Annotated in this window: 22 protein-coding genes and 1 pseudogene; 12 read left to right on the forward strand and 11 right to left on the reverse strand. The window is 70.3% G+C overall.

The window, feature by feature from the left end; genetic code table 11:
• Positions 1-34: 34 nt before the first annotated feature.
• Both KFLA_RS08215 and KFLA_RS08220 read right to left on the reverse strand, forming a co-directional pair.
• Entirely contained in the window at positions 35-232 is a 198-nt protein-coding gene (locus tag KFLA_RS08215) for a hypothetical protein (RefSeq protein WP_012919315.1), read from the reverse strand.
• 115 nt (positions 233-347) lie between these two features.
• Complete coding sequence (locus KFLA_RS08220; protein ID WP_148256577.1) at positions 348-845, reverse strand: DUF2505 domain-containing protein; 498 nt, start codon at positions 843-845, stop codon at positions 348-350.
• A gap of 153 nt (positions 846-998) precedes the next feature.
• Here KFLA_RS08220 and KFLA_RS08225 point away from each other — a divergent pair, with 153 nt between their 5' ends.
• Positions 999-1,913, forward strand: a complete 915-nt coding sequence (locus KFLA_RS08225; protein ID WP_012919317.1) for an NAD-dependent epimerase/dehydratase family protein — start codon at positions 999-1,001, stop codon at positions 1,911-1,913.
• On the forward strand, positions 1,910-2,833 hold the full coding sequence (locus KFLA_RS08230) for an RNA polymerase sigma-70 factor (RefSeq protein ID WP_012919318.1): 924 nt from the start codon (positions 1,910-1,912) through the stop codon (positions 2,831-2,833). The genes KFLA_RS08225 and KFLA_RS08230 overlap by 4 nt, the downstream gene beginning before the upstream one ends.
• Before the next feature lie 61 nt (positions 2,834-2,894).
• Here KFLA_RS08230 and KFLA_RS08235 read toward each other — a convergent pair.
• Positions 2,895-3,524, reverse strand: a pseudogene (locus KFLA_RS08235) (SDR family NAD(P)-dependent oxidoreductase); the annotation flags it as partial.
• A 187-nt stretch (positions 3,525-3,711) separates the two neighbouring features.
• On the opposite strand from KFLA_RS08235, the gene KFLA_RS08240 reads away from it, so the two are divergent.
• The gene (locus tag KFLA_RS08240) at positions 3,712-4,515 is read left to right on the forward strand and encodes an acyltransferase domain-containing protein (RefSeq protein WP_012919320.1); all 804 of its coding nucleotides are present in this window, start codon (positions 3,712-3,714) and stop codon (positions 4,513-4,515) included.
• A 16-nt stretch (positions 4,516-4,531) separates the two neighbouring features.
• Here KFLA_RS08240 and KFLA_RS08245 read toward each other — a convergent pair whose 3' ends face one another.
• Both KFLA_RS08245 and KFLA_RS08250 read right to left on the reverse strand, forming a co-directional pair.
• Complete coding sequence (locus KFLA_RS08245) at positions 4,532-4,939, reverse strand: hypothetical protein (protein ID WP_012919321.1); 408 nt, start codon at positions 4,937-4,939, stop codon at positions 4,532-4,534.
• A 40-nt stretch (positions 4,940-4,979) separates the two neighbouring features.
• Positions 4,980-6,434: a glycoside hydrolase family 76 protein gene (locus tag KFLA_RS08250; RefSeq protein WP_012919322.1), complete on the reverse strand. Its 1,455-nt coding sequence runs from the start codon at positions 6,432-6,434 to the stop codon at positions 4,980-4,982.
• Between the two features lie 136 nt (positions 6,435-6,570).
• Between KFLA_RS08250 and KFLA_RS08255 the strand changes: the two genes are divergently transcribed.
• Positions 6,571-6,951 (forward strand): hypothetical protein, encoded by a 381-nt coding sequence (locus tag KFLA_RS08255; RefSeq protein WP_012919323.1) that lies wholly within the window; start codon positions 6,571-6,573, stop codon positions 6,949-6,951.
• Positions 6,948-7,412, forward strand: a complete 465-nt coding sequence (locus KFLA_RS08260) for a MarR family winged helix-turn-helix transcriptional regulator (protein ID WP_012919324.1) — start codon at positions 6,948-6,950, stop codon at positions 7,410-7,412. Before KFLA_RS08255 ends, KFLA_RS08260 begins: the two co-directional genes overlap by 4 nt.
• Positions 7,413-7,415: 3 nt before the next feature.
• On the opposite strand, the gene KFLA_RS08265 is transcribed toward KFLA_RS08260, so the two are convergent.
• The gene (locus KFLA_RS08265; protein ID WP_049797287.1) at positions 7,416-9,275 is read right to left on the reverse strand and encodes a hypothetical protein; all 1,860 of its coding nucleotides are present in this window, start codon (positions 9,273-9,275) and stop codon (positions 7,416-7,418) included.
• Positions 9,276-9,433: 158 nt separating this feature from the next.
• On the opposite strand from KFLA_RS08265, the gene KFLA_RS08270 reads away from it, so the two are divergent.
• Complete coding sequence (locus tag KFLA_RS08270; RefSeq protein WP_012919326.1) at positions 9,434-10,285, forward strand: tryptophan 2,3-dioxygenase; 852 nt, start codon at positions 9,434-9,436, stop codon at positions 10,283-10,285.
• Here KFLA_RS08270 and KFLA_RS08275 read toward each other — a convergent pair.
• The 3 genes from KFLA_RS08275 to KFLA_RS08285 are packed head-to-tail and all read right to left on the reverse strand — an operon-like array spanning position 10,282 to position 12,880.
• Positions 10,282-10,887 carry a response regulator transcription factor gene (locus KFLA_RS08275; RefSeq protein WP_012919327.1) on the reverse strand — a complete coding sequence of 202 codons (606 nt, stop codon included), beginning with the start codon at positions 10,885-10,887 and terminating at the stop codon, positions 10,282-10,284. The two genes, KFLA_RS08270 and KFLA_RS08275, sit on opposite strands and share 4 nt — an antisense overlap.
• Entirely contained in the window at positions 10,884-12,029 is a 1,146-nt protein-coding gene (locus tag KFLA_RS08280; protein ID WP_041289209.1) for a sensor histidine kinase, read from the reverse strand. Before KFLA_RS08280 ends, KFLA_RS08275 begins: the two co-directional genes overlap by 4 nt.
• Positions 12,030-12,031: 2 nt before the next feature.
• Entirely contained in the window at positions 12,032-12,880 is an 849-nt protein-coding gene (locus tag KFLA_RS08285; protein WP_012919329.1) for a hypothetical protein, read from the reverse strand.
• A 151-nt stretch (positions 12,881-13,031) separates the two neighbouring features.
• On the opposite strand from KFLA_RS08285, the gene KFLA_RS08290 reads away from it, so the two are divergent.
• Positions 13,032-13,673 carry a hypothetical protein gene (locus KFLA_RS08290; RefSeq protein ID WP_012919330.1) on the forward strand — a complete coding sequence of 214 codons (642 nt, stop codon included), beginning with the start codon at positions 13,032-13,034 and terminating at the stop codon, positions 13,671-13,673.
• 26 nt (positions 13,674-13,699) lie between these two features.
• On the opposite strand, the gene KFLA_RS08295 is transcribed toward KFLA_RS08290, so the two are convergent.
• Complete coding sequence (locus KFLA_RS08295; protein ID WP_012919331.1) at positions 13,700-14,899, reverse strand: MFS transporter; 1,200 nt, start codon at positions 14,897-14,899, stop codon at positions 13,700-13,702.
• Positions 14,900-15,142: 243 nt separating this feature from the next.
• Between KFLA_RS08295 and KFLA_RS08300 the strand changes: the two genes are divergently transcribed.
• Positions 15,143-15,634 (forward strand): MarR family winged helix-turn-helix transcriptional regulator, encoded by a 492-nt coding sequence (locus KFLA_RS08300; protein WP_012919332.1) that lies wholly within the window; start codon positions 15,143-15,145, stop codon positions 15,632-15,634.
• 137 nt (positions 15,635-15,771) lie between these two features.
• Positions 15,772-20,637: an NAD-glutamate dehydrogenase gene (locus KFLA_RS08305; protein WP_012919333.1), complete on the forward strand. Its 4,866-nt coding sequence runs from the start codon at positions 15,772-15,774 to the stop codon at positions 20,635-20,637.
• A gap of 193 nt (positions 20,638-20,830) precedes the next feature.
• On the opposite strand, the gene KFLA_RS08310 is transcribed toward KFLA_RS08305, so the two are convergent.
• Entirely contained in the window at positions 20,831-21,568 is a 738-nt protein-coding gene (locus KFLA_RS08310; protein ID WP_012919334.1) for a GntR family transcriptional regulator, read from the reverse strand.
• Between the two features lie 243 nt (positions 21,569-21,811).
• On the opposite strand from KFLA_RS08310, the gene KFLA_RS08315 reads away from it, so the two are divergent.
• The 3 genes from KFLA_RS08315 to iolC are packed head-to-tail and all read left to right on the forward strand — an operon-like array spanning position 21,812 to position 24,806.
• A complete protein-coding gene (locus KFLA_RS08315; protein ID WP_012919335.1) occupies positions 21,812-22,813 on the forward strand; it encodes a Gfo/Idh/MocA family protein in 1,002 nt (333 codons plus the stop codon).
• Positions 22,810-23,865 (forward strand): sugar phosphate isomerase/epimerase family protein, encoded by a 1,056-nt coding sequence (locus tag KFLA_RS08320; protein WP_012919336.1) that lies wholly within the window; start codon positions 22,810-22,812, stop codon positions 23,863-23,865. Before KFLA_RS08315 ends, KFLA_RS08320 begins: the two co-directional genes overlap by 4 nt.
• Positions 23,865-24,806, forward strand: a complete 942-nt coding sequence (gene iolC / locus KFLA_RS08325; RefSeq protein WP_012919337.1) for a 5-dehydro-2-deoxygluconokinase — start codon at positions 23,865-23,867, stop codon at positions 24,804-24,806. Before KFLA_RS08320 ends, iolC begins: the two co-directional genes overlap by 1 nt.
• Positions 24,807-25,020: the final 214 nt, after the last annotated feature.

Here is a 25,020-nt window from a genome sequence, read left to right on the forward strand (position 1 = left end):
TGCCGAGGGTGGTGCGAAACCCGGACCGGCGGTCTCAGGCCGTTCGGTCGAGGTGCAGGGGAGGTCCGATCAGCAGCGCTGTCCCGCAGCTGACGCAGACCCACTCGCCGGCCGGGTCGTCCACCGGGTGGTCCCCGGCCTCGATCCGCTCGAACAGCACCACCGCCTCGCAGAACACGCAGTAGTGCGCGTCCTCGCCGGGCAGTGCGACATTTCCTCGTTGCCTTTGCACGACAGGCTCACCTCCGGTGACTGGCCGACTCCAGAGTGCCACCAGCAGTCGCGTCGGTGCGGCAACGACACGGCCCCGCGTGGTGAGCACGGGGCCGGGACAGGTCGGGCGGTCGTCAGTTGGTGCCGTCGTGCCACTCGCGGCCGAGCTCGTGCTCCTTGGCCAGGCCGGAGCGGACCGCGTCGACGACGAACGGCTCGATCTTCTTGCCGATCAGCGGGACGGCGACCTTCACGTCCAGCTCGATCGCCTGCACCGCGCCCGCGCCGTCGGGCCGGATCGACGCGGTGCCCTTCAGGGTGACCGGGGTGTTGGTGATCTCGCCGCGCACGTCGGCGTCACGGGACCCGTCGGCGTTCGGCGCGTGCCAGGTCTCGGTCTGCACCACGGTCAGCGTCTCGCCGACGAACTTGCGGGCGATGTCCGGCACGTCGTCGGCCGGCATCTTCCGCTCGACCCGGACCACCGTGTCGCCACCGGTCGAGCTCACCTTGACGTCGTACGACAGCGCCTTGGTCTTCTCGCAGGCCTGCTCGCGAAAGGTGGCGTCGGTGACGATGGCGAAGACTTCTTCGGGGGTGGCGTCGTACGACGCCGACATCTTCAGCTCCATGCCGGACATCATGGCACCACCGGTCGGTCACGGCGCCGGCCCGTTGCCGGTGCGGTCGTGAAGACGTGCCACCCCGGGCCGCCCGTGTCACAGCATCTCCGGCTGTCTCGTCTCGGGGCCGGCAGCAAGTACCGGATTCGGGAGGTCGACGAGATGCGAGTGTTCGTGGCAGGTGGAACGGGCGTCCTCGGACGTCGTCTGGTGCCGCAGCTGGTGGCCCGTGGCCATCAGGTGACGGCGACGACGACCACCGCGGGCAAGCTCGGGTTGCTGGAGCAGTTGGGCGCGGAAGGAGTGGTGATGGACGGCCTGGATGCCGCCTCGGTCGGTGAGGCCGTTGCGGCGGCCAGGCCGGACACCATCGTGAACCAGATGACGGCGCTGTCCACGACGCACGCGGGCAAGCCCACCCTGCGTAACGCCGACCGCTTCTTCGCCCGCACCAACCGGCTTCGGTCCGAAGGAGTGGACCACCTGCTGGCCGCGGCCGACGCGACCGGAGTGGCCCACGTCGTCTCGCAGGGGCACGCCAGCATGAACGGGATCCGCACGGGCGGATGGGTCAAGACCGAGCAGGACCCGCTGGAGGTGATACCGGGCACCCACGCGATGCACCACCTCGAGCAGGCGGTGGTCGGGGCCGGCGGCGCGGTCCTGCGGTACGGCGGCTTCTACGGGCCGGGCGCCAACGACGATCAGCTCGAGCTGGTCCGGAAGCGGCTGTTCCCGCTCGTCGGAACGGGGACCGGCTTCTTCTCGTGGGTGCACGTCGACGACGCGGCGAGCGCCACCGTGCTGGCGGTGGAGCAGAAGGTGACGGGCGTGTTCAACATCGTCGACGACGAGCCTGCTCCGGTCAGCGCGTGGCTGCCGTACCTCGCCGAGTGCGCCGGGGCGAAACCACCGCGGCGGCTTCCGGCCTGGCTGGCTCGGCTGCTGGCCGGTGAGATGGTGGTCGGCATGATGACCGAGGGGCGTGCGTTCTCGAACGCCAAAGCCAAGCGGGAGCTCGGCTGGGAGCTGCGCTACCCGTCGTGGCGGCAGGGCTTCGCCGAAAAGCACGCGTGACCCGGGCCGAGGAGTTCCAGGAGCTGCGCGCGCTGCTGTTCTCGATCGCGTACCGGATCCTCGGCAGCGTGGCCGAGGCGGAGGACGCGGTCCAGGAGACCTGGCTGCGCTACGAGTCGTCCCCGACGCAACCCGCGTCGGTCAAGGCGTACCTGTCCGCGGTGGTCGCCCGCATCTCGATCGACGTCCTGCGTTCGGCGCGGGTCCGGCGGGAGACGTACGTCGGGCAGTGGTTCCCCGAGCCGCTGCTCACCGACCCGTACGAGGATCCCGAGCGGTCGGCGGAACTGGCGGACTCGGTGTCGATGGCGGCCCTGCTGCTGCTCGAGCGCCTGTCCCCGCTGGAACGGGCGGTCTTCGTGCTGCGGGACGTGTTCGGGTTCGGCTTTCCCGAGGTCGCCGCCGCCGTCGGGCGCTCGGAGGCGGCCTGCCGTCAGTTGGCGGTCCGGGCGCGACGCCACATGGAGCTGGGACGCCCCCGGTTCCACGCGGACCGCCGGGAGCGCGAGGAACTGGCCGCGCGGTTCTTCGACGCGCTCCGCGACGGCGACATCGACGGCGTACGGGAGTTGCTGGCGGCCGACGTGCGGATGGTCGGGGACGGGGGAGGCAAGGCGCCGGCCCTGGCCAGGACTGTGGTCGGTGCCGACAACGTGGCCCGGCTGCTCGCCTCGATCTTCCCGGTGCTGGACCGGATCGAGGCGCGGGTGGAGCTGCGTGAGCTGAACGGCCAGCCGGGCGCGATTCTCCGCGACCGGGACGGCAGGGTGGTCAGCACGTTCGCGCTCGACACCGTGGACGGCCGGATCCAGACGATCCGGTCGGTGCTCAATCCCGACAAGCTCGGGCACGTCGGTCCGGTGGGTGACGCCTGGGCGATCACCCGTGAGCTGCAGCGGACCCGTCGGCTCGCGGACTGATCGGCCGGAACCAGCCGGCTCAGGGAGGATCCGGGTGATCCGCCCTGAGCCGGTCAGGCCGTCACCAGGCCACAGGGCCGAGGCGGTCGACGAAGATTCCGGTGGGCCCGTCGGCGTCGAGCGTCGCGAGGCGCAGGATCGAGTCGGTGCCCTCGGTGACCGTCAGCGCGCCGGTGTGATTGTTCATGTCGGTCGCGGCGAACTTCTTGGTCGCGATCTCGCCGGGCGTGGCGAGGTTGAACTTGATGCCCGGCAGCGCCTGGGCGTACCGCACGGTGATCATGTTCAGCGCCGCTTTCGACGAGCTGTAGGCCAGTTCGTGGAATGCGGAGACAGGCTGATCCGGATCGGTCACCACGGCGAACGAGCCGACGCCGCTGGACACCATCACCACCCGGGGGTTCTGCGCCGCCTGCAGCAGCGGAAGGAACGCGTGCGTCACTCTGACCGGTCCGTACACGTTCGTGTCGTAGACGGAGTGGATCTCGTCGGCCGTCGCGTCCGCCGGCGGCACGCCCTTTCCGGGAGCGCCGGCGTTGTTGATCAGCACGTCGAGCCGATCGGTGTGCTCCTGCACGAGCCGGACCGCGTCGGCCACCGACTCGTCCGACGTCACGTCCAGCGGGACCATCACCACGTTCACTCCTGCGGCAGCCAACTTGTCGGCCGCTGCCCGTCCCCGCCCTTCGTCCCGCGAGCCGAGGAAGACCGTCCACCCCTGCTCACCGAGCCGCCGCGCTGCCTCGTACCCCCAGTCCTTTGTTGCCTCCGGTGATCAGCACCGAGGTCTGCTCCAAGTTCGTCATGCCCCCGAGACGAGACACCCTCCGCCCCTGTGACACCTGTGACCACCTCACCACTCGTGCACAGTGGGTCCCATGCCGTCCCCTACGACATGGCTGCAGCTCCCGGCGGAGGACCTGCCCCCGATCGCCGCTGCCCGGCCGGATCCGGAGGCCCTGGCGCGCGCGTGCGACGTACTGCGCCGGGCCGTCGGGACATCGGAGTCCTTGTCCTGGCCGGATCTGCCTGCGCAGAGCCCGTACTTCTTCGTGCACGTCTTCCTCGGCGTGCTCCCCGACATTCGCGCCTGGCACAGCGCGCACCGCGTACCGGAGGACGTCTCCCGTGCGACTCTGTCCGACCTCGGCGCCAAGCTCACCGCGCACCGGATCACCCACGGCACTGGCGGGCTCGACGAGCAGGACTGGCTCGTCCGGCACTTCTCCGGCACGCTCTACCGCCTCGGCCGGTTGCAGTTCGAGCGCACCCAGTACGCCGGTCAGCCCGTCCTCGACCTTCACGTCCCGGGCGACGGCCCGCTGGACCCCACCGCCTGCGACGAGTCCCTCGCGGCCGCGAAGCCGTTCTTCGCCAGGCACTTCGCCCGCCAGCTCACGCCGGACCAGGCTGTTTGCCGGTCCTGGTTGCTGGACGAGCAGTTGGCGGAGTACTTGCCGGCGGACTGCAACATTGTCCGCTTCCAGCGCCGTTTCACCCTCGAGCCCGCGATCGACGACGCCGACGGCGACGGCGACATCCTCCAGTCCGTCTTCGGGCATCGCCTTCCAGACCTCGACAGTCTCCCGCAGGTAACCCGTCTGCAGCGCGCGATCGTCGGTCACCTGCGCGAAGGCCGGCACTGGCGTCTTCGGATCGGGCGCCTTCAGCTTCCTGCCTGAGCCGAATCGCCTGGGCTCAGTCCGAGTTGATCCAGGAGAAGGTTTCGCTCTCGGCGGGGATGCCGGCGGCCTCGCACCAGGTGGCGACGCGGCGGTGGTTCTCCTGCAGGGCGAGGTTGTCGCCGAGTTCGCCGGCGGCGACCAGCGCGTGGAAGCAGGCGACGAAGCGGTCGGCCGGCGTGCCGTCGAACGTCTGCCCGAGCAGCTGCTCGAAGTACGCGGTGAGCGGGCCGAGGGCGTCGTACGGGGCGTAGACGGAGTAGATGTACTCGCGCCCGGGATCGCCGGGCAGGGGCAGGTAGTCGTAACTTTCGGCGAAGGCGATCCCGCGCTCGCCGCGCTGCGCGTCGAGGGTGAGCCGGAGGCCGAACACGCAGTCGTTGCGGGTTCGTCGTACTTCCAGCAGCAGCTCCCGGCGATCCACCGAGCCAGGGTAGACACCGGGAGCAAAACCGCATCGCCGCTCAGGGCGTTGCGTTCAGCAGGTCGAGCGCGCTGTGCTGGCGGGCGGCGTCGAGCTTGTCGATCGGCCCGTACCAGCGCAAGCCGTACTGGTCCATCGCCGTCCGGTCGCTGGCGAACGCCCGGTCGGCCTGTCGGCGCAGGTACGCCGTGTACGGGCGATCGGCCAGCGCGGCGTTGAGCTTGCCGAGGCCGCGGACGTGTGCGCCCTTGAACGACGGGCCGTCACCACCGCAGTCGCCCGACTCGCAGGGCTCCCGCAGGATCCCGTCGGCGGTGTGCAGCGACGACGACGTGGTCGCCGCGTCGGCGAGCTGCCGCGCACGGGTCAGGTACGCCGAGTTGTTCGCGGCCTTCGACAGCTCGGTCAGCGCGCCGATCAGCACGCCCTGGTTGTAGGTCCAGGCGACGTCGCCGTTGTTCTTGCAGGTGGACAGGTCGATGCCGTCGTTGACCAGGTTCGAGCCGTTGATCATCCCGGTCTGCTGGAACCACGTCCACCCCGCCTGCGCCCGCTGCAGGTAGGTCGTGTCACCGGCGATCCGGTTGTGCAGCGCGGCGCTGAGCTGGATGTAGAGCGAGTTCGTGATCGCGTTCTTGTAGGTCTTGGCCTGGCTCCACCAGACTCCGCCGCCGCAGGTGTTGTCCCAGTACGCCGCCATGTGGTCGGCGTCCGCCCGGGCGGTCTGCAGGTAACGCGCTTCCCCGGTCAGGTCGTACGCCGCGATCCAGGCGAGTCCCCACCAACCGGTGTCGTCGAGGTAGTCGTTGCGGAACTGGCCCTGGTGGGCACCGAGGTTGAGGTCGTAGGTGCGCGCGATCGCGTACCGGTAGCTGCCCATCCCGGTCACCCGGGCGTTGTCGATGACGGCGTTCAGCGCGTTCGCGGAGTTCCACCAGCCGGTCGTGTCGAACAACCCGGTGCTGTAGTTGTAGAACTGCATCTGCGCGGTCGCGGCGGCTGTCCGCCGGTCGCCGGCGTTCCAGGTCGTGCGCGCCCACGGCGTACAGGCGATGTCGGGGCGGTCGGCGGCCTTGCCGCACGCGCGTAGGGCGCCGACGCCGTGGTTGTTCCAGTCGTCGACGTTGTACATCTGCGTGCGCCAGCCGGACTGCCCGGCCGGGATCGCGGTGCTGCCGAGCCGGCTGCCCGACGTCCAGGTCCGGCCGCCGTCGAACGAGCGGTCCAGCCACACCTCGTCACCTGGTGAGCCGGTGCTGATCGAGGCCCACCCCATCGCGTCGGCGTCGTCGAAGTGCAATCGCAGCGTGCGGCCGAACAGACTCGCGCTCACCGGTGACCGGTCTCCCGGCGACAGCGCCGGATCGCGCGCGTCGCAGTACTTGTTGCAGATCGTGGCCTGGGTGGACATCGTCACCGCCGGAGTGCTCGGGGGCGGGGTCGGCGCACCGAGCGGGGCCGACAGCGTTGTCAGGGCAAGCAGAGCAGCGAGCATCGGAATCTCCCTGGGCGGTGGAAGAGAGCGCTTGCATGGCAACGTAGGGCGCTGTGCGTAATCCGGTCAATACGTCACGTGAGGGAAACGGAGGACAGCCTCGCTATATCTATGCGAATCGCATATATTACTCGGCATGGAATCAGTCCTGGAATCAGCGCTCGATCGGTGGCACACGGCAGTCAACGAAGGGGATGTGGTCAAAGCCGAAGCGGCGGTCAGTGACCCGATCGTGGTCCTGGGCCCGCGCGGAGCGGGGCCGATCGGTCCCGGCGAGTTCGCGGACTGGGTGACCCGGTCCGGCATCCGGTTGGTGCCGCGGTCGTGGCATCCCATCAGCGAGCGCCTGATGGTGGTCGAGCAGGACGCGACCTGGCCGGACAGCACCGCGCCGACTCGGGTGGCCACGGTCTTCAGGGTCACCGGCGACGTGGTCTCGGCCGCTCTCCGGCTGCCGGACCTCGCCGCTGCCCTGGACCTGGCCTACATCTGCCGCGAACTGGCCGCGACGGAATGAGCGACACCGAAGCACCGGCACCGGATACGGGCCCTGGGCAAACACTGTTCGCCTTCGTCCGGCACTGGTCCCGGCGGTGGAACGCCGCCGGCGACGGGCAGGTGGCGCAGCGCGGACGTCAGGTCCTCGTCACCGAGGCCGTGCACGCCCTCAGCGGCCGGGGAACGGCGACGATCAACGCCGTCGCCCGCGAGATCGGTATCGACCAGAGCGGCGCGTCACGGCTGGTGAAGGACGCGGTCAGCGCCGGCTATCTGGCGCTGAGGCCCGCGGCTGACGACGCGAGGCGCCGCGACGTCTCGATCACTCCCGCCGGCCTGGAGCTGCTGCAGGACGCGCACCGCTGGCAGGAGACGATGTTCGACCAGCTCACCGAACGCTGGACGCCGGAGCAGAAGACCGAGTTCCATCGTGCGATGCGGAGCCTGCTCGACCGGTCGCACACGCTCGGGCCTGGCTGAAGCTCACTTCATCAGCGGCGTGATGGTCCCGCCGGTGCTGAGGTGGCCGCTGACCCGGGAGGCGATCCGGCCGGGAACCGCTGCCACTGCACCGGGAACGGATTGCGAGCCGATGGTCAGCCGGTCCACGTTCCGGCTGCCGGCGGCGAGCAAGTACGTCGTACCGGTGGGCGAGGTCCAGGCGGTCGTGGCCAGCACGTTCTGGTCGAAGCGGCTGCAGATCGCCGTGTTCGTCGCGCGGCCGCCGGACAGTCCGGCGGGGAACAGCTTGACGCTGGCCCAGCCGCTGCCTGCCCAGCTGTCGGAGCGGGTGCAGACCCAGCTGCCGTAGGTGCCGTCGGGCAGTTGCTGTTCGGCGAATGTCCAGTTGTTAGCGGACTTGACGCCCCTGTCCTGCAGGGATCGCAGCCCGCAGACGGTCCGTGACCAGCCGACCAGCGCGGCCCCGCTCGTCGCCTCCCGCGGCGAACGCGCGGCACCGAACGACGGCGGCGGCAGGTAGGTGAGGTGCACCGGCGAGAGGCCGCCCAGGTGGGTCACCAGGAAGGAGTGCTTCTCGGCGATCGCTTCCGACGACCGCAGTTGCAGCGCGGGCCAGGACGAGCAGTCGCCGGCCGGCGGCTTGACCGGGCCGGTGATGCCGTCCGCCCAGGGCAGTTTGGCGGTCGGCGCGTCGGGGTCCTTGAGGTCGCGCAGCCCGACGGTCGCGACCCATGGCGCGGTCAGGAAACGCACGCCGCGCGGGACGTCGCTGATCGCGACCGCGGCGGCCGTCGTCACGTCGGCGTCGTCGGTCCGGGCCACGACCAGCTTGCCGCCGTCGCGATCCGTGTAGCGCGCGATCCGCCGGCCGTCGTGGAAGAGAACGACCGCCGCGCCGTCGACGTCACCGGCGTACAGGAGCTGTGGGGCCTCGGCCGGTGCGGTGGTGGACGTGCCGGCGACAGCGGTGATGAGCGTCCCGTCGCTCCACGCGTTGAGCGCCTTCGACAGCAGTTCGCGGTCGTCGACCCGACCGCCGCGCGCAGGCCAGGCCGTGAAGTCCACTCGCGCTGTGTCCCGCCACGCCACAGCCCCAGTACGCCGTACGGCGTCGGCGCTGAGCTGGCTCTTACCCTGCGTCACGGCGGACGTCGCCTCCGCGGGTTGGTCCCGGCCTGCGGTGAGCAGCAGCGAAAGCAGGATCAGCACCGCCAGGATCGTCGTGACGATGATGGCGACGGCTCGACCGCGAGCTCTCCGGCGCAGCAGGTCGGTGGGAGCGAGCCGGACCGCGCACGGGTCGAACACCTGCGCGTCCAGCGGCCCACGGGCACTGGCGACGGCGTTCTCGTCCAGCTCCGCCGCCTCGCGGATCGCTCCGGTGGCGTGATCGAAGCCCATCGCTCGCAGCTGGCGCTCCGTCTCGGCGACGTCGAGCCGCTCGATCCGGACCAGCGCCCAGGTCGCTCGGGCCTCCGGCGAACACCCGGCCATCACCTGGTCGAGTGCGAGGTCGTCGGCCGCGCCGGACCGGGGGAACAACCGAAGTCCCCACACCTGCGGCAGCATCAGCAACGACGTCCGGGCGTGCGCCTGGCGGACGGCGTCCTGGACCACGCGGCGGCGGATGAAGTCGGCAGCGTCGGTCTCCCTGGCCAGCAGGCGCTCCAGCTTGCGCCGGTCGGGCAGGGCCCGCTGCACGACACCGTGCGCAGCCAGCACCCGGCGGTGCCGACCGAGCGCGGGCGGCAGGATCAGGTAGGCCAGGCGCACCAGGGCCGGGTAGTTGGCCAGCAACGCCGCCTCGACATCGGCAGGTCCGATGGATCCGGTTTCGGCCGGTCCGGCATCGGTCGCCGTCCGCTCCGCCAGCGTCTGCACTCGACCCACCACATCTCGCCTCGACCCCGTTGACTTCCACTTCAACGAATGACCGGCCACCGCGTCACACCCGCCGCTCGCCCCGGTCACGAACAGCATCCGCCGGCGAGCGGCGTACGGGCCGGGTGACAACCTGAAGCGGCAGCTATTCTCAGATAGTGAGCAGCCTGAGCAAGAGCGACGAAGGGCGTCCCGACGCCGACGCGGTGAGCGGCCGATGGGACGGCGTCGACGTGAACTTCGGCGAGGAGGGCGGCCGGCTCACCTACGGCAGCTACCTGCGGCTGCCGCAGCTGCTCGACCAGCAGCGGCTGGAGTCCGACCCGCCGGCGCACGACGAGCTGCTGTTCATCACGATCCACCAGGTGTACGAGCTGTGGTTCAAGCAGGTCCTGCACGAGATGACGGCGTCCCGGGACGCGATGCTGTCCGGTGAGCTGTGGCTGGCCCAGCACCTGCTGCGCCGGGTGCACACCATCGAGCGGACGCTGACCCAGCAGATCGACGTCCTGGAGACGATGACCCCGCAGGACTTCGGTCAGTTCCGGCACCGGCTGTCGCCGGCCAGCGGCTTCCAGTCCGTGCAGTTCCGGGAGATCGAGTTTTTGTCGGCGGCCAAGGACCCGGCGTTCGTGAAGCGCTTTCGCGGCCTGACCGACGACGAACGCGTCCGCCTGGAGCAGCGCCTCGCCGAGCCCACCCTGTGGGACGCCTTCCTCGTCGTCCTCCGGACCGCCGGCTTCGGCACCGACACCGACGACGACCTGCGCGAGGCCCTGCAGACCGTCGCCGCCGACCGCGGCCAGTACGGCGCCATCTGGGAGCTGGCCGAAGCTCTGCTCCAGCACGACGAGCTGGCCGCCGCCTGGCGCGCCCGCCACGTCGTCATGGTCGAACGCATGATCGGCACCAAGCCCGGCACCGGCGGCTCCTCCGGCGCCGGCTACCTCCGCTCCCGCCTCGACCTGCGCTACTACCCCCAGCTCTGGGAGCTCCGCACGAGTCTCTAGAGCCAGCCGTTGTCCCGGGCGACGCGGAAGGCTTCGGCGCGGGTGGTGACGTCGAGCTTGCCCACGGCGGCCGCCAGGTGGTTGCGGACGGTGCCGGGGGACAGGCTGGTACGCCGCGCGATGGTGGCGACCGGTGTGTCGAACTCGGCGAGCCGGAGTACTTCGAGCTCGCGCTGGGTGAGCGGGCACGGCGGTGCGGTGAGGGCGTCGGCGGCGAGCGCGGGGTCGACGTACCGGCTGCCGTTGTGGACGCGGCGGATCACGTCGGCGAGCGTTCCGCCGGGGGAGCCCTTCGGCAGGAAGCCCTTCGCGCCCGCGGTGAGGGCCTGCTGGAGGTGTGGGGGCCGACCGCGGCCGGTCAGGATGACGACCGCGCAGGACGGGAGGACTCTGGCCAGCTCGGCTGTCACCTCCAGTCCGTCCAGCTCAGGCATCTGCAGGTCGACCACCGCCACGTCCGGCCGATGGGCGCGCGCGGCCTCCACCGCCTCCCGGCCGTCTGCTGCCCGCGCGACGACGTCAAGGTCCTGCTCCAGGCCGAGCAGCGCGGCCAGGGCGTCGCGGATCATCTCCTCGTCGTCGGCGAGCAGGACGCGGATCAAGACGCCGGTACCGTCACGTCGAGCGTGAAGACCGCGCCGTCGCGCCGGCTCCGCAGGGTGCCGCCGATGCCGGCCAGGCGCTCCGCCGTACCGCGCAGGCCGAAGCCGACGCGGCCGGCCGGTGCGGATCCGGCGCCGTCGTTGACCATCGTCATGCGCACCTCCTCGAACTCCCGGGCGATCTCGATGGTGCACCATCGGGCAGTACTGTGCCGCAGCACGTTGGTGCAACCCTCTCGCAGTACCAGGGCCAGCTGTGTCGCCGCCTCCGGCTCGACCGCCCCACCGGTACGCCGTACGGTGCAGCGGATCCCGGCGTCCGACAGGACGCCCTCGACGGCCTGGAGCTGATCGTCGAGGTCCACGGCGCGATAGCCGTGCACTGTCTCCCGTACCTCGGCCAGAGCCGTCGCCGACAGGTGCTGCACCTCGGCGGCCTCCTGCGCGGCCCGGTCCGGGTCGACTGAGACCAGCCGCGCGGCCAGCTCTGCCTTCAGCGTGATGACCGCCAACCGGTGACCGAGCAGGTCGTGCACATCCCTGGCGAACCGCAGCCGCTCGTCGCTCACCGCCAGCCGTGCCGTCGCCTCGCGGCCGGTCTTTGCTTGCAGCAACAGGTCCCACAACCACAGCGGCAGCACGATCGTGCCCACGATGACGCCGCCGACCGACGCCGCGATCGCCGCGTGGGCCCAGAGCGAACCACCGGTGAACGCACCGACCAGGACTGCGGCCGGCACCGGGAGCACGACGGCTGGCCAGCGCTTCCAGCCGCTGAACACGACCGGCCCGAGCCCGCTGGCCGCTCCGCCGAGCCATGCCCAGGTGTACATGTCCGCCGGGCCCAGTGGCGCAACCAGCAGCATCGACGCCAGCGTCACCGCGCCATAGCTCAGCCACAGCCAGCGGCGACGGGTCTGCGGGAGGTGCGGCGTGGCAACGGCGTACAAGATGGCGGCGTAGAGGGCGACGAGCGCCAGGAGGCCGACGACTCCGAGCCCCTGGCGCGCCGGACGCGTCTCCTGGAACAGAGCTTGGACAGGTACGACCAGGCAGCTGCTGAGCATCGCCGCGACCAGCACGAGGATCGCCGTCCGCGTACGCCGCAGTCGGGAATCCTCGCCTGGTCCTGTCGTCCACATGTTCACAAGAACAGCACGATCGTGAGGGCAACGACGAGATCCACCACGATGCACCACTCGGCGTACCCTCGCGGCACCACGGCGTTCGCCCGGTGGTGGGCGGCGTCCCAGAGCGCGTGGAACGCCCAGCCGCCGGCCACGATCCACTTCGCCGTCTCCGGATCGGCACCGGCCGCGGTTGCCGCCAGTACGACGTACAGGGCGAGGCCGGCCAGTTGCAGCGTGAGCATCTTCGGGTCGCGAAGGCGTCCGCGGACTCCACCGATCAGCAGGTACGCCGCCGGGAGCACCAGCATCACCCACGCGTCGGGAACGCCCGGGTTGAACCAGCTGTCCATCGACATCGCCAACGCCAGCCAGGTCGGCCAGCGGCGAGCCAGAGTGTTGATGAGGGGGTGAGTGGGGTGACCGGTCAGGTGGTGGGCCTGGGAGTACTCCGCTCGGCGAGCCAGCATGGCGACAGCCATCGCGGGCAGCATCAGCAGGTGTCCGCCGTCCACGACATGCTCGGCAGGGAAGGCGCCGAGCCAGTACGGCACGAGCAGCAGCAGGTACGGCACGTACATGGCTGCCCCCATCTCGGCGGCGTGACGGCGGCCGTGCCCGCGGTAGAGCATCCAGATGGTCATCGCGACGGTCATGCTGGTGGCGGCGGCGAACGCAGCCGGCTCGGGCCGGTCAGTGCGGAGGCCGACGAGGTCGAACGCGGCGGTCCAGGCGGGGCCGAGCACGACCATGCCGATGCCCATCGCGACGAACATCTCGACGGCATGCCGGAGGAAGTGACGCCACGGGTGCGCCTTGGTCGTCGTACGGGGCGGTGCTGAAATCACGGGGTTGTCGATGGTCATGGTTCGACCTTCGGGCCGGGCGGGCGCAAGGCCCATCAGTTGTTCGCACGACTTGTCCGGACGTTCTGCACGGTTCACCCGTGAAACTCGCTAGTGTCACGCGCACCCACAGCGGGCACGCCTTGATCAGGGCTCCGGAAAGGACGGCACAGTGAAGCTCTACTCCGCGGTGGGTTCGCAGCGGTTCTGGCAGGTGGTCGGCGATCTGCTGCTGATCGGCTGGATCGCCTTCTGTACGGCGCTCGGGCTGGCGGTGTTCCGGATCACCAACGCGCTCGGGTACCCCGGCCGCAAGGCGGCCGCAGCCGGTGACGGACTGGCCGCGGACCTGCGCAAGATGTCCGAACCGATCGGCAAGGTGCCAGTGGTCGGCGACGAGCTGCGCGCGCCCGTCGACGGCGCCGCCGGAGCCGCGGGCCGCCTGGCGGAAGCCGGCCGGGACCAGGCGCACGCGGTCGAGCAGCTCGCGTACCTGCTCGCCGGGGTGACGATCGGGCTGCCGGTGCTCTTCGCGCTGCTGATCTGGCTGCCGCGGCGGATCCGGTTCTCCCGGCGGGCGACGGCGGCGCAGAAGTTCATCGACAACGCGGCCGACCTGGAACTGTTCGCGCTGCGCGCGATGGCCAACCAGCCGATGCACAAGCTCGCCAAGATCTCCGACGACCCGGTCACCGCGTGGCGCGAGCGCGATCCGGCGGTGATCGCGCGGCTGGCGGATCTGGAGCTTCGAGCGACGGGCCTGCGAGCACCGAAGCCGCCACCGGCGACGAAGGCGCCTGAGTTGACCGAGTGAGTGCCGCGGGTTGAGACCCGCGCCCCTCACCGTTCCCCCCGCAGCACCGGATGCACCGTTGCCAACCCCGCCAGCCCCGTGAACAACACCCCGTAAACCACCACCGTCAACCCCACCCCCAACCCCTCCAACGCCACCCCGGCCACCACCGGGCCCACCGGATGGAGCAGCGTCGTCAGCTGCGTGGTCGCGCTGAACACCTTGCCGTGCACCTCGTCCGGCACCGCCACCGCGACCCGCGCCATCACCAGCGCGTTCACCGCCGGCACCGGGAAGAACGCGACAGCTCCCACCACCCCCAACCACCACACCGACCCGACCCCCAGCAACGCAAACGTCGCCCCGGTGGCGATCCACGCGTACCCGACAACCACCACCCCCGCGCGCAGCTGCCGCAACAGCCACGGACTCAGCAGCGCCCCCGCGAACCCACCCGCGCCGGAGATCGTGAACATCATGCCGATCTCACCCGCCGACGCGCCGAGGTCGCGGGCGAGCACCAACGTGACCAGCCCCATCGACGTGAACAGGACTCCGGCGGCCGAGAGCCACAGCGTCACCCCGCGCAGGAACCGCTGCGTCCACAACCACCGCAGACCCTCGACCACCTCCGCCCGAAAACTCGTCCCCTTCGGCGCAGTCCGAGGCCGCAGGTCGGTTCGTACGGTCAGCACGGTGCAGAACGACACGGCGTACGAGAGCAGGTCCGCCACGAACGGCCATGCGCGTCCCCAGCCGAACAACGCTCCGCCGACGGACGGCCCGATCAGAGCGGCGAGCTGGCGCCGGGTCTCGTTGGTTGCCACCGCGTCCTGCACCTGACCCGGCGGCACCACCCGCCGTACGGCGACCGCCTCGGCCGGCGCGAACAGCGAACCCAGCGCGCCCTCGACCACTGCCACCACCAGCACGTGCGCCAAGGTGACCCAGCCGAACCACGCGGCGACCGCGATGCTGCCCACGGCGACGATCCGGCCGGCGTCGCAGAGCAGCATCAAGCGGCGGCGGTCGACGCGGTCCGCGACGACGCCGGCGGGCAGCCTGACCAGGAACGTCGTCAGCGCCAGCACCGACGCGACCAGACCCGCCTGGCCGGGCGAACCGGTGACCGACAGGATCAGCAGCGGGTAGGCCAGCGTCGAGATGCTCGTCCCCAGCGCGGACGCGGCCTGGCCGGTCCACAACGCCACGAACTCCCGGTTGTGCCGCAGCGATCGGTTTGTCACCCCGGCGAGTCTGCCGCTCGCCGTCCGGTCTTCGTCAGCTCGCGGACCACAACGATCCGGCCACCAGCTTGTCCCGCGTCGTCACCGTCAGCGACAACAACCCTGCGCCGAGGCGTCAGCTCGCGATCTTCGGGTTGTTCCGCTCCGCCCACTCCACGAACGACTGCAGCTCCGGGTCGAGCTCCCGCGCCTCATGGCCCGCCGTCGGGTTGATGTATCAACCAAGACTAGTAGGATGGTCGCGTGGTGAACGAACCGTGGCTCAGCGAGGACGAGCAGCAGGCGTGGCGCAGCCATCTGCTGATGTGGAAGCGGCTGGAGGCGCACTTGTCCCGGCACCTGCAGCGGGAGTTCGGACTGTCGGCGTCCGACTTCGAGATCCTGGTCAACCTGTCGGAGTCGGCGACCGGGCGGATGCGTGCGTTCGAGCTGGGCGAGGCGACCCAGTGGGAGAAGAGCCGGATGTCGCACCACCTCAGCCGGATGGAGAAGCGTGGCCTGATCGCCAAGGTCGCCTGTGACGCCCGGTATCCGGAGATTGCGATCACCGAGCAGGGGCTGGAGGCCATCCGGGCGTGCGCGCCGGCCCATGCCGCGCTGGTCCGCGAGCTGGTGGTCGACGTGCTCGGTACGAATCGCATGGTGGCCCTCGGTGAGGCTGCCGACGAGGTGGTCGCCGCGGTCGAGAAGCACCAGCAGACGACCTGCCCGCCCGAGGTCCGCGGCGACGGCTGAAGGTGACTCGTAAGGCACTCGCAAGGACCGTCCCGGCATCACACCAGTGACAGAAGTGGACTAATCTCTGAGAGACCGCACAACGGCGTGCGGCCGGGCGCGAACAGCGTCGGAATCTCGGTGTGGAACGGTGGGGAATGCAGAGCAAGCTGGACGTCCAGAAGGCGGATGTTCTCGCCAAGGCAGTGGCCGCGGGGTCGCAGGGACACGACCGGTCGGTCGACGCCGGGAAGCTGAAGAGCTTTCTCGAGCGGTACTACCGGTACGTCGCCGCCGAGGACGTGGCCGAGCGTCAGCCGCAGGACTGTCTGGGCGCGGCCAAGCACCACTACAAGTCCGCGACCTCGCGTCCGCAGGGCACGGCCAAGGTGCACGTGTTCACGCCCACGCTGGAGGAGCACGGCTGGTCGGCGAACGGCCGGACGGTCGTCGAGATCGTGGTCGACGACATGCCGTTCCTGGTCGACAGCGCCGCGATGGTGATCACCGACCACGGCCTCGAGCTGCAGCTGCTGATCCACCCGCAGTTCGTCGTACGCCGTGACGTCGCCGGCACCCTGCGCGAGGTGCTGGACGACACCACCTCCGCGGACGGGCACGACCTGGTCCGGGAGAGCTGGATGCACCTGGAGGTCGAGCGGATCGCCGACCCGGCCGAGCACCGCGCACTGGAGAGTGCGCTGCTCCGGGTGCTCGGCGACGTGCGTGAGGCGGTCGAGGACTGGCCCAAGATGCACGAGAAGGCGGTTGGCATCGCCGCCGCGCTGGAGGACGCCGAGCTGCCGGTCAGCGCCACCGAGGCCGAGGAGGCCCGCGAGCTGCTGGAGTGGCTGGCCGACGAGCACTTCACGTTCCTGGGCTACCGGGAGTACGCGTTCACGATGCGCGGCGAGCAGGGCATCCTGCGCGGCGTACCGGGGACCGGCCTGGGCATCCTGCGCCAGGACCCGAAGCAGGACGAGAACACCGGGCTGCTGCCGCCGGAGGTCAGCGCGAAGGCCCGGGAGAAGAAGCTGCTGATCCTGACCAAGGCGAACTCGCGCTCCACCGTGCACCGCTCGGCGTACCTGGACTACGTCGGCCTGAAGTCGTTCGACGAGAACGGCGAGCCGGTCGGTGAGCGGCGCTTCATCGGCCTGCTCTCCTCGACCGCGTACACCGAGAGCGTCATGCAGATCCCGGTGCTTCGGCGCAAGGCGCTGGAGCTGTTCAAGCTCACCGGCTTCGAGGCGAACAGCCACAGCGGCAAGGGCCTGCTGGACGTGCTGGAGACCTACCCGCGCGACGAGCTGCTGCAGGCACCGGTGGAGGACCTGCTGCCGATCGTGCAGACAGTGCTGCACCTGCAGGAGCGCCGCGCGGTCAAGCTGTTCGTCCGCCGTGACGTCTACAACCGGTACCTGTCGTGCCTGGTCTACCTGCCGCGCGACCGCTACACCACCGCGGTCCGGCTGAAGATGCAGCAGATCCTCAAGGACGCCATCGGCGCCGACTCGGTGGACTACGCCGCGCACGTCACCGAGTCCGTGCTGGCCCGGGTGCACTTCGTGGTCCGGATGAAGCAGGGCCAGACCGTCGGCGAGTACGACGCCGACCTGCTGGAGCAGCGCGTCGTCGAGGCCACCCGCGCCTGGCAGGACGACTTCGCCGTCGCGCTGCACGCCCTCGGTGGCGACGGTGCCGTCACCCGGCTGAACAGCCGGTACGCCGGCGCGTTCCCGGAGGCGTACAAGGAGGACTTCGACGCCCGGGTCGCGGTCAAGGACGTGATGATTCTCGACCGCCTGCCGGCCGAGGACGGCCTGGCGATGTCGCTCTACACGCCGATCGACGAGGAGTGGCCGGGCGAGCGCCGGTTCAAGGTCTACCGGACCGGTTCGGCGTTGTCGCTGTCCCAGGTGCTGCCGCACCTGACCCACATGGGCGTCGAGGTGATCGACGAGCGGCCGTACGAGATCCGCCGGCCCGACGTCACGGCGTACATCTACGACTTCGGTCTGCGGGCGCCGGCGGACCAGGAGGAGCGCGAGGACCTGCGCACGCTGTTCTCCGACACGTTCCGCGCGGTCTGGGAAGGCCGGGCCGAGTCCGACCGGCTGAACGCGCTGGTCCTGCGCGGCAACCTCAGCTGGCGGCAGGTCTCGATCCTGCGCGCCTACCAGCGCTACATCCGGCAGGGCGGTACGCCGTTCAGCCAGGACTACATCGAGAACACCTTCCTCAACCACGTCGACGTGGCGAACCTGCTGGTCCAGCTGTTCGAGGCCTGCTTCGACCCGGCCCGCGGCCCCGTCGACGACCCGGTCCGCCGGCAGACGATCGAGCAGCTGGAGAAGGAGATCAGCGCCGCGCTCGACACGGTGAAGAGCCTGGACGAGGACCGGATCCTGCGGTCCTACCTGACCGTGATCAAGGCGACCCTGCGAACGAACTACTACCAGCCGGGTCCCGACGGCGAGCCGCGTGGGTACATCAGCTTCAAGCTGGAGCCGAAGGCGATCCCGGAACTGCCGCAGCCGCGGCCGGCGTACGAGATCTTCGTGTACTCCCCGCAGGTCGAGGGTGTGCACCTGCGGTTCGGCGCGGTGGCGCGCGGCGGGTTGCGCTGGTCGGACCGGCGCGAGGACTTCCGGACCGAGGTGCTCGGCCTGGTCAAGGCGCAGATGGTGAAGAACTCGGTGATCGTGCCGGTCGGCGCGAAGGGCGGGTTCTACGCCAAGCAGCTGCCGGATCCGGCGGTCGACCGGGAGGCCTGGCTGGCCGAGGGCGTCGCGTCGTACCGGACGTTCATCTCCGGCCTGCTGGACATCACCGACAACATCGTCGCCGGCGAGATCGTGCCGCCGCGTGACGTGGTCCGGTACGACGGCGACGACGCCTACCTGGTGGTCGCCGCCGACAAGGGCACGGCGACGTTCTCCGACATCGCGAACTCGGTGGCCAAGGAGTACGGCTTCTGGCTGGGCGACGCGTTCGCCTCGGGCGGATCGGTCGGCTACGACCACAAGGCGATGGGCATCACCGCGCGCGGCGCCTGGGAGTCGGTGAAACGGCACTTCCGCGAGATGGGCCACGACTGCCAGAGCGAGGACTTCACCGTCGTCGGCGTCGGCGACATGTCCGGTGACGTGTTCGGCAACGGCATGCTGCTGTCCGAGCACATCCGGCTGGTCGCGGCGTTCGACCACCGGCACATCTTCCTGGATCCCTCGCCGGACGCGGCGACCTCGTTCGCGGAGCGGCGGCGGCTGTTCGAGCTGCCGCGCTCGTCGTGGGCCGACTACGACAGCGCGCTGATCTCGGCCGGCGGTGGCGTCTACCCACGCACCGACAAGGCGATCTCGATCTCGCCCGAGGTGCGCGAGGTGCTCGGTATCGAGGGCGCCCCCGCCACGCTGACCCCGGCGGAGCTGATGCAGGCGATCATCAAGGCGCCGGTCGACCTGTTCTGGAACGGCGGGATCGGCACCTACGTCAAGGCGGCCGCCGAGACCCACGCCGACGTCGGCGACAAGGCCAACGACGCGATCCGGATCAACGGCGCCGACCTGCGTGCGAAGGCGGTCGGCGAGGGCGGCAACCTCGGCTTCACCCAGCTCGGCCGGATCGAGTACGCCGCCAAGGGTGGCCGGATCAACACCGACTTCATCGACAACGTGGCCGGCGTGGACACCTCCGACCACGAGGTGAACATCAAGATCCTGCTGGACAAGGTGGTCGCCGACGGTGACCTGACCGAGAAGCAGCGCAACGACGTGATCGCGTCGATGACCGACGAGGTCGCCGCGCTGGTGCTGAAGAGCAACTACCGGCAGAACATCGGCCTGGCCAACGCGACCGCGCAGGCCGCGGCGCTCATGCACGTGCACCAGGACTGGGTGCGCCGGCTGGAGAAGCAAGGGCTGCTGGACCGGGAGCTGGAGTTCCTGCCGAGCGTGGCGGAGTTCAAGCGCCGCAAGGCCGAGGGGCGTGGGCTGACCTCGCCGGAGCTGTCGGTGCTGATCGCCTACACCAAGATCGTGCTCGAGGCCGAGCTGCTGAAGACCTCGCTGCCCGACGACGACTTCCTCGCGCACAAGCTGGTCAGCTACTTCCCGCAGGCGATCCAGGACCGGTTCGCCGAGCCGATGAAGTCGCACCAGCTGCGCCGGGAGATCATCACCACCCAGGTGGTGAACGAGTTCGTCAACTCCTCCGGCATCACCGCGTTCCACCGGCTGTCGCTGGAGACCGGCGGCTCGGTCGAGGACGTCGTGCGCGCCAACCTCGCGGCATCGCGGATCTTCGCCCAGCCCGACCTGCTCGCGCTGAACGCCGACCTCGACAACGTCGTCGACGCCGACACCCAGACCCGGATGCGGCTGGAGACCCGGACGCTGGTCGAGCGGGCGACCCGCTGGCTGGTCAGCAACCGGCGGCCGCCGATGGACATCGCCGAGCTGATCGAGTTCTTCACGCCGGGGATCTCCAAGCTCACCGCCGCCCTGCCCGACGTACTGCGGGGCCGGGAGCTGGCGCTGTTCGAGCAGCGCCGGGAAACGCTGGTGACGCAGGGCGTGCCCGCCGACTTCGCGACCCGGATCGCAGTGCTGCCGCCGGCGTACGCGGGGCTCGGCATCGTGGAGACCGCCGACCGAGACGACCTCGACGTGCTGGAGGTCGCCAAGGTCCACTTCGCCCTCGGCGAACGCCTCCAGCTCGGCCGCTTTCTCGAGCGCATCGTCGGCCTGCCCCGCACCGACCGCTGGCAGACGATGGCCCGCGCCGCCCTCCGGGACGACCTGCACGCGGTGCACGCCCGCCTCACCGCCCAGGTTCTCGCCACCACCGACACCACGGCCGACCCCGAGGACCGGGTCATCGCCTGGCAGGACACCAACGAAACGGCGCTCGGCCGTGCCGCCTCGATGATGGAGGAGATCGTCGAGACCGAAGGCCCAGAACTGGCCCACCTCTCGGTAGGCCTGCGACTGGTCCGAACCCTGCTCGACAACCAAGCCTGACCCGCGGGGGCGGTGAACGGCAGCATCCGTCCCCCGGGGCGGGTGTACGGCGGTACCTGTCCCCGGGCGGTGAACGGCCGTCCCCGGGGCGGTGACGGCAGTACCCGTTCACCGCCGCGCGGGCCGGCTCCGTGTTGACCGTCTCTGGGCGCCGCTGCTGCGCGGCAGCGCGCGCGTTGGCCCCGGACCCGGATCAGCGGTCGGAGACGACGACCTCGACGGAGTACTGGTCGGCGCGGTAGCAGTGGTCGCCGAACTCGACCGGCGAGCCGTCCGCGTCGTACGCGCTGCGGGTCATCGTCACCAGCGGCTCCGCCTTCGACAGGTGCAGGATCCGGCGTTCCTCGGCCGTCGCGTTGCGGGCCCCGATCCGTTGCCGCGCCACGCTCGGCCGGACCCCGCGCGCCCGGAGGACGGCGTACAGGCCCTCGGCCTCGAGCTGATCGGCCGTCAGGTCGTTGAGTGCCGGCGGCAACCAGTTCCGCAGGATCGCCAGCGGGGCCTCGCCGGCGTACCGGAGGCGCACGATCGCGACCAGCGGCGTGCCCGGCGGCAGACCGAGCGCCTCGGCAGCGCGGTCGTCGTGGGCCTCGCAGTTCAGCGACAGCACGTCCGTGCGCGGCGTCCGCCCTTCGCGCGCCAGGTCGTCGTACAGGCTGGTCAGCTCGGCCTTGCGGTGCACCATCTGGTTCGCCACGGTCGTGCCGATGCCCCGACGGCGAACCAGTAATCCCTTGTTCACCAGCTCGGAGATTGCCCGCCGCACGGTCGGCCGGGACAGGCTGAGCCGGTCCGACATCGCGACCTCGTTCTCGAACGGGTCGCCCGGACGCAGAATGCCCTCGGTGATGGCGGCCGTCAGCTGCTCGGCGAGCTGGTGATAGAGCGGCACCGGGCTCGTCCGATCGATCTGGATCGGCAGGGCGGCCATGGCCGGATGTTACATGAAGCAGGTATGTATGTCGCAACGTCAAAATGTGTTAACAAACTATTGACACTCGCCAGGCCTGCCGACGAAGCTGGCCACGCACCGCCCGCGCCGTCCCCGCGGCCGCACGCCTGCTCCGGCTCCGGTGGGTCCGTCGGGCGAGTTGAGGTGACAGCGGGGCGGTGGCGTTGCCATCCAGCCGGGTGGCGGGGACGGTTCCAGCAGGCGGCGACGAAAGGGACGTGGATGCGGATCGGGTTGATCGGGGTCGGGCGGATCGGAGCGTTCCACGCGGCGACGCTGAAGGGCTTGCCGGCGGTCGGCCAGGTGGTGGTCGCCGATGCCGACGCGAGCCGGGCGGAACTGACCGCGAAGGAACTCGGCGCCGAGTTCGCGCCGGACGTCCCCGCGCTGCTGGCGAGCCGGCTCGACGGTCTGGTGATCGCCGCCGCGACCTCCGCGCACGCCGAACTGATCGCGGCCGGCGTCGCCGCGGGCATCCCGACCTTCTGCGAGAAGCCGGTCGCGCTCGACCTGGCCGCGACCCGGCAGGTCGTCGAACTGGTCGAGGGCTCGGACGTCCCGGTGCACATCGGCTTCCAGCGCCGCTTCGACACCGGCTACCAGGCCGCTGCTGAGGCCGTGCGCGACGGCAAGCTGGGCTTCGTCCACCACATCCGCGCGAACACCAACGACGCGTTCCCGCCACCCGCCGGCTACATCCCGACCAGCGGCGGCTTCTTCCGCGACTGCCTGGTGCACGACTTCGACATCATCCGGTACGTCACCGGCCGCGAGGTCGTTACCGTCTACGCGACCGGCGCGAACCGCGGCGAGCCCTTTTTCGGCGAGTACGGCGACGTCGACGCGGCGTCCGCGCTGCTCACCCTCGACGACAACACCTTCGTCGCGGTCAGCGGCACCCGGTACAACGCTGCCGGCCACGACGTCCGGATGGAGCTGCTCGGCAGCGAGGGCTCACTCGCCGTCGGCCTCGACGACCACACCGCGCTGCGATCCGCCGAGCCCGGCGTCACCTTCCCCGCAGGCGTTCCGCACACCACGTTCATGGATCGCTTCCGCCCCGCGTACGTCGCCGAGCTCACCGCCTTCACCGAGGTGGTCGCCGGCACCCGCGAGGTCCCGTGCACCGTCCGCGACGCCCTGCAGGCCTTCCGGGTCGCCGACGCGTGTGAACTGTCCCGCCATGAGAACCGCGTAGTCGCCTTGGAGGAGATCGGCCGATGAGTGACCTTGCTGCCCGGATCGCCGGAGCCCCGATCTCGTGGGGTGTCTGCGAGGTCCCCGGCTGGGGCTGGCAGTACGACCCGGAGACAGTGCTGGCCGAGATGCGCGACGTCGGCATCGCCGCGACCGAGTTCGGGCCGGACGGGTTCCTGCCCGACGACCCGGCGGAGAAGGCGAAGACGCTGGCCGATCTCGGGCTGCGCGCTGTCGGCGGCTTCGTTCCGGTGGTGCTGCACGATGCCGCGCACGACCCGGTACCCGAGGTCGCGCGGGCCCTCGAAAGCTTCGTCGCCGCGGGCGCGTCGACGCTCGTCATCGCCGCTGCCACCGGGAGCGACGGGTACGACGGCCGGCCGGTGCTGGACGACAACGGCTGGTCCACCCTGCTGGCAAACCTCGACCGGCTGACCGAACTCGCCGCCGCCCAGGGCGTGCTCGCCACGATCCACCCGCACGTCGGCACGATGATCGAGAACGCGGACGACGTACGCCGGGTCCTCGCCGGCTCGACGATCGGCCTCACCCTGGACACCGGCCACCTGCTGATCGGTGGTGTCGACCCGGTTGCGCTCACGCTGAAGCACACCACGCGGATCAAGCACACGCACCTCAAGGACGTCGACGCTGCCTGGGCGGCGAAGGTGCAGTCCGGCGAGGTCAGCTACACCGATGCCGTCCGCGAGGGCATGTACCGCCCACTCGGCGCTGGTGACGTCGACCTGGCCGCCATCGTCGCCACCCTCGAGTCCTCGGGCTACACCGGCTGGTACGTCCTCGAGCAGGACACCATCCTCCAGTCCCGCCCCACCGACGAAGGCCCCGTCGCCGACGTCCGGGCCAGCATCACCCACCTCCGCTCCCTGGCCGAATCCACCACCAACCCCACGAACGCCGCCGCACCTGCGAGCACAACCGGTCCCGCGGCAACCGCCCTCGGTCTCGCTTCAGCCGCGGATGGCCCGGCCGCAGCCGGTGGCGCTCGCGCTTCCGCAACCGACGGTGGTTCTGTGGGAGATGCCGGCGATGGAACGGAGCGAGGTGAGGTGGGCTGATGGTGGACGACGTGCTGACGATCGGGCGGATCGGGGTGGACCTGTACCCGCTGCAGACAGGAACGCACCTGGAAGACGTCGAGAGCTTCGGCAAGTTCCTCGGCGGAAGTGCGACCAACGTGGCGGTCGCGGCGGCCAAGCACGGACGGAAGGCGGCGGTGATCAGCCGGACCGGCAACGACCCGTTCGGCACCTTCATTCACCGCACCCTCCACGAGCTCAACGTCGACGACCGGTTCGTCACCCCGGTCGACGGACTGCCGACGCCGATCACCTTCTGTGAGATCTTCCCGCCGGACGACTTCCCGCTGTACTTCTACCGCTTCCCGAAGGCACCGGACCTGGTGATCAACCCGGAGGAGCTGGATCTGCAGGCGATCAAGGACGCCAAGATCTACTGGTCGACCGTGACCGGCCTGTCGGCCGAGCCGAGCCGCTCCGCGCACTTCGCCGCCTGGGAGGCGCGTGAGCGTCGCCCGCTCACTGTGCTGGACTTGGACTACCGCCCGATGTTCTGGGCGGACCCCAGCGAGGCGCACGAGCAGGTGAGCAGGGCGCTGGCCCACTGCACGGTTGCTGTCGGCAATCGCGAGGAGTGCGAGGTCGCCGTCGGCGAGACCGATCCGGACAAGGCTGCGCAAGCGCTGCTCGACCGTGGGCTCGACCTGGCCGTCGTGAAGCAGGGGCCGAAAGGCACACTTGCCCGCACTCGGGACGAACGCGTGGAGGTGCCGCCGTTCCCGGTCGACGTGGTCAACGGCCTCGGCGCCGGAGACGGGTTCGGCGGAGCCCTTTGCCACGGCCTGCTCGCCGGCTGGCCGCTGGAACGCATCATCCGCTTCGCCAACACCGCGGGCGCCATCGTCGCCTCCCGGCTGGAGTGCTCCACCGCGATGCCCACCGAGTCCGAAGTCCTCACCCTGATGGGCGAAACCGCATGACCGCCCACCAACCCCCGCAGCAGGCGACCACGACCGGTCCAGCGCCTGCGAGCAGTCCGCAGTCGGCAAGTGGTCCGGTGCCCAGTACGAGCCCGGGGACTGACCCCACACGCATGACCGGGGCGAGCGCAGCGACTGGAGCGGCGGCCGCGACGGAGTCGAGCCCGGTCATGGGCGCGGCGACTGCGTCGGGGTCGGTCCCGACGAGCGGTGC

The organism is Kribbella flavida DSM 17836 (genome assembly GCF_000024345.1).
Taxonomy (GTDB): domain Bacteria; phylum Actinomycetota; class Actinomycetes; order Propionibacteriales; family Kribbellaceae; genus Kribbella; species Kribbella flavida.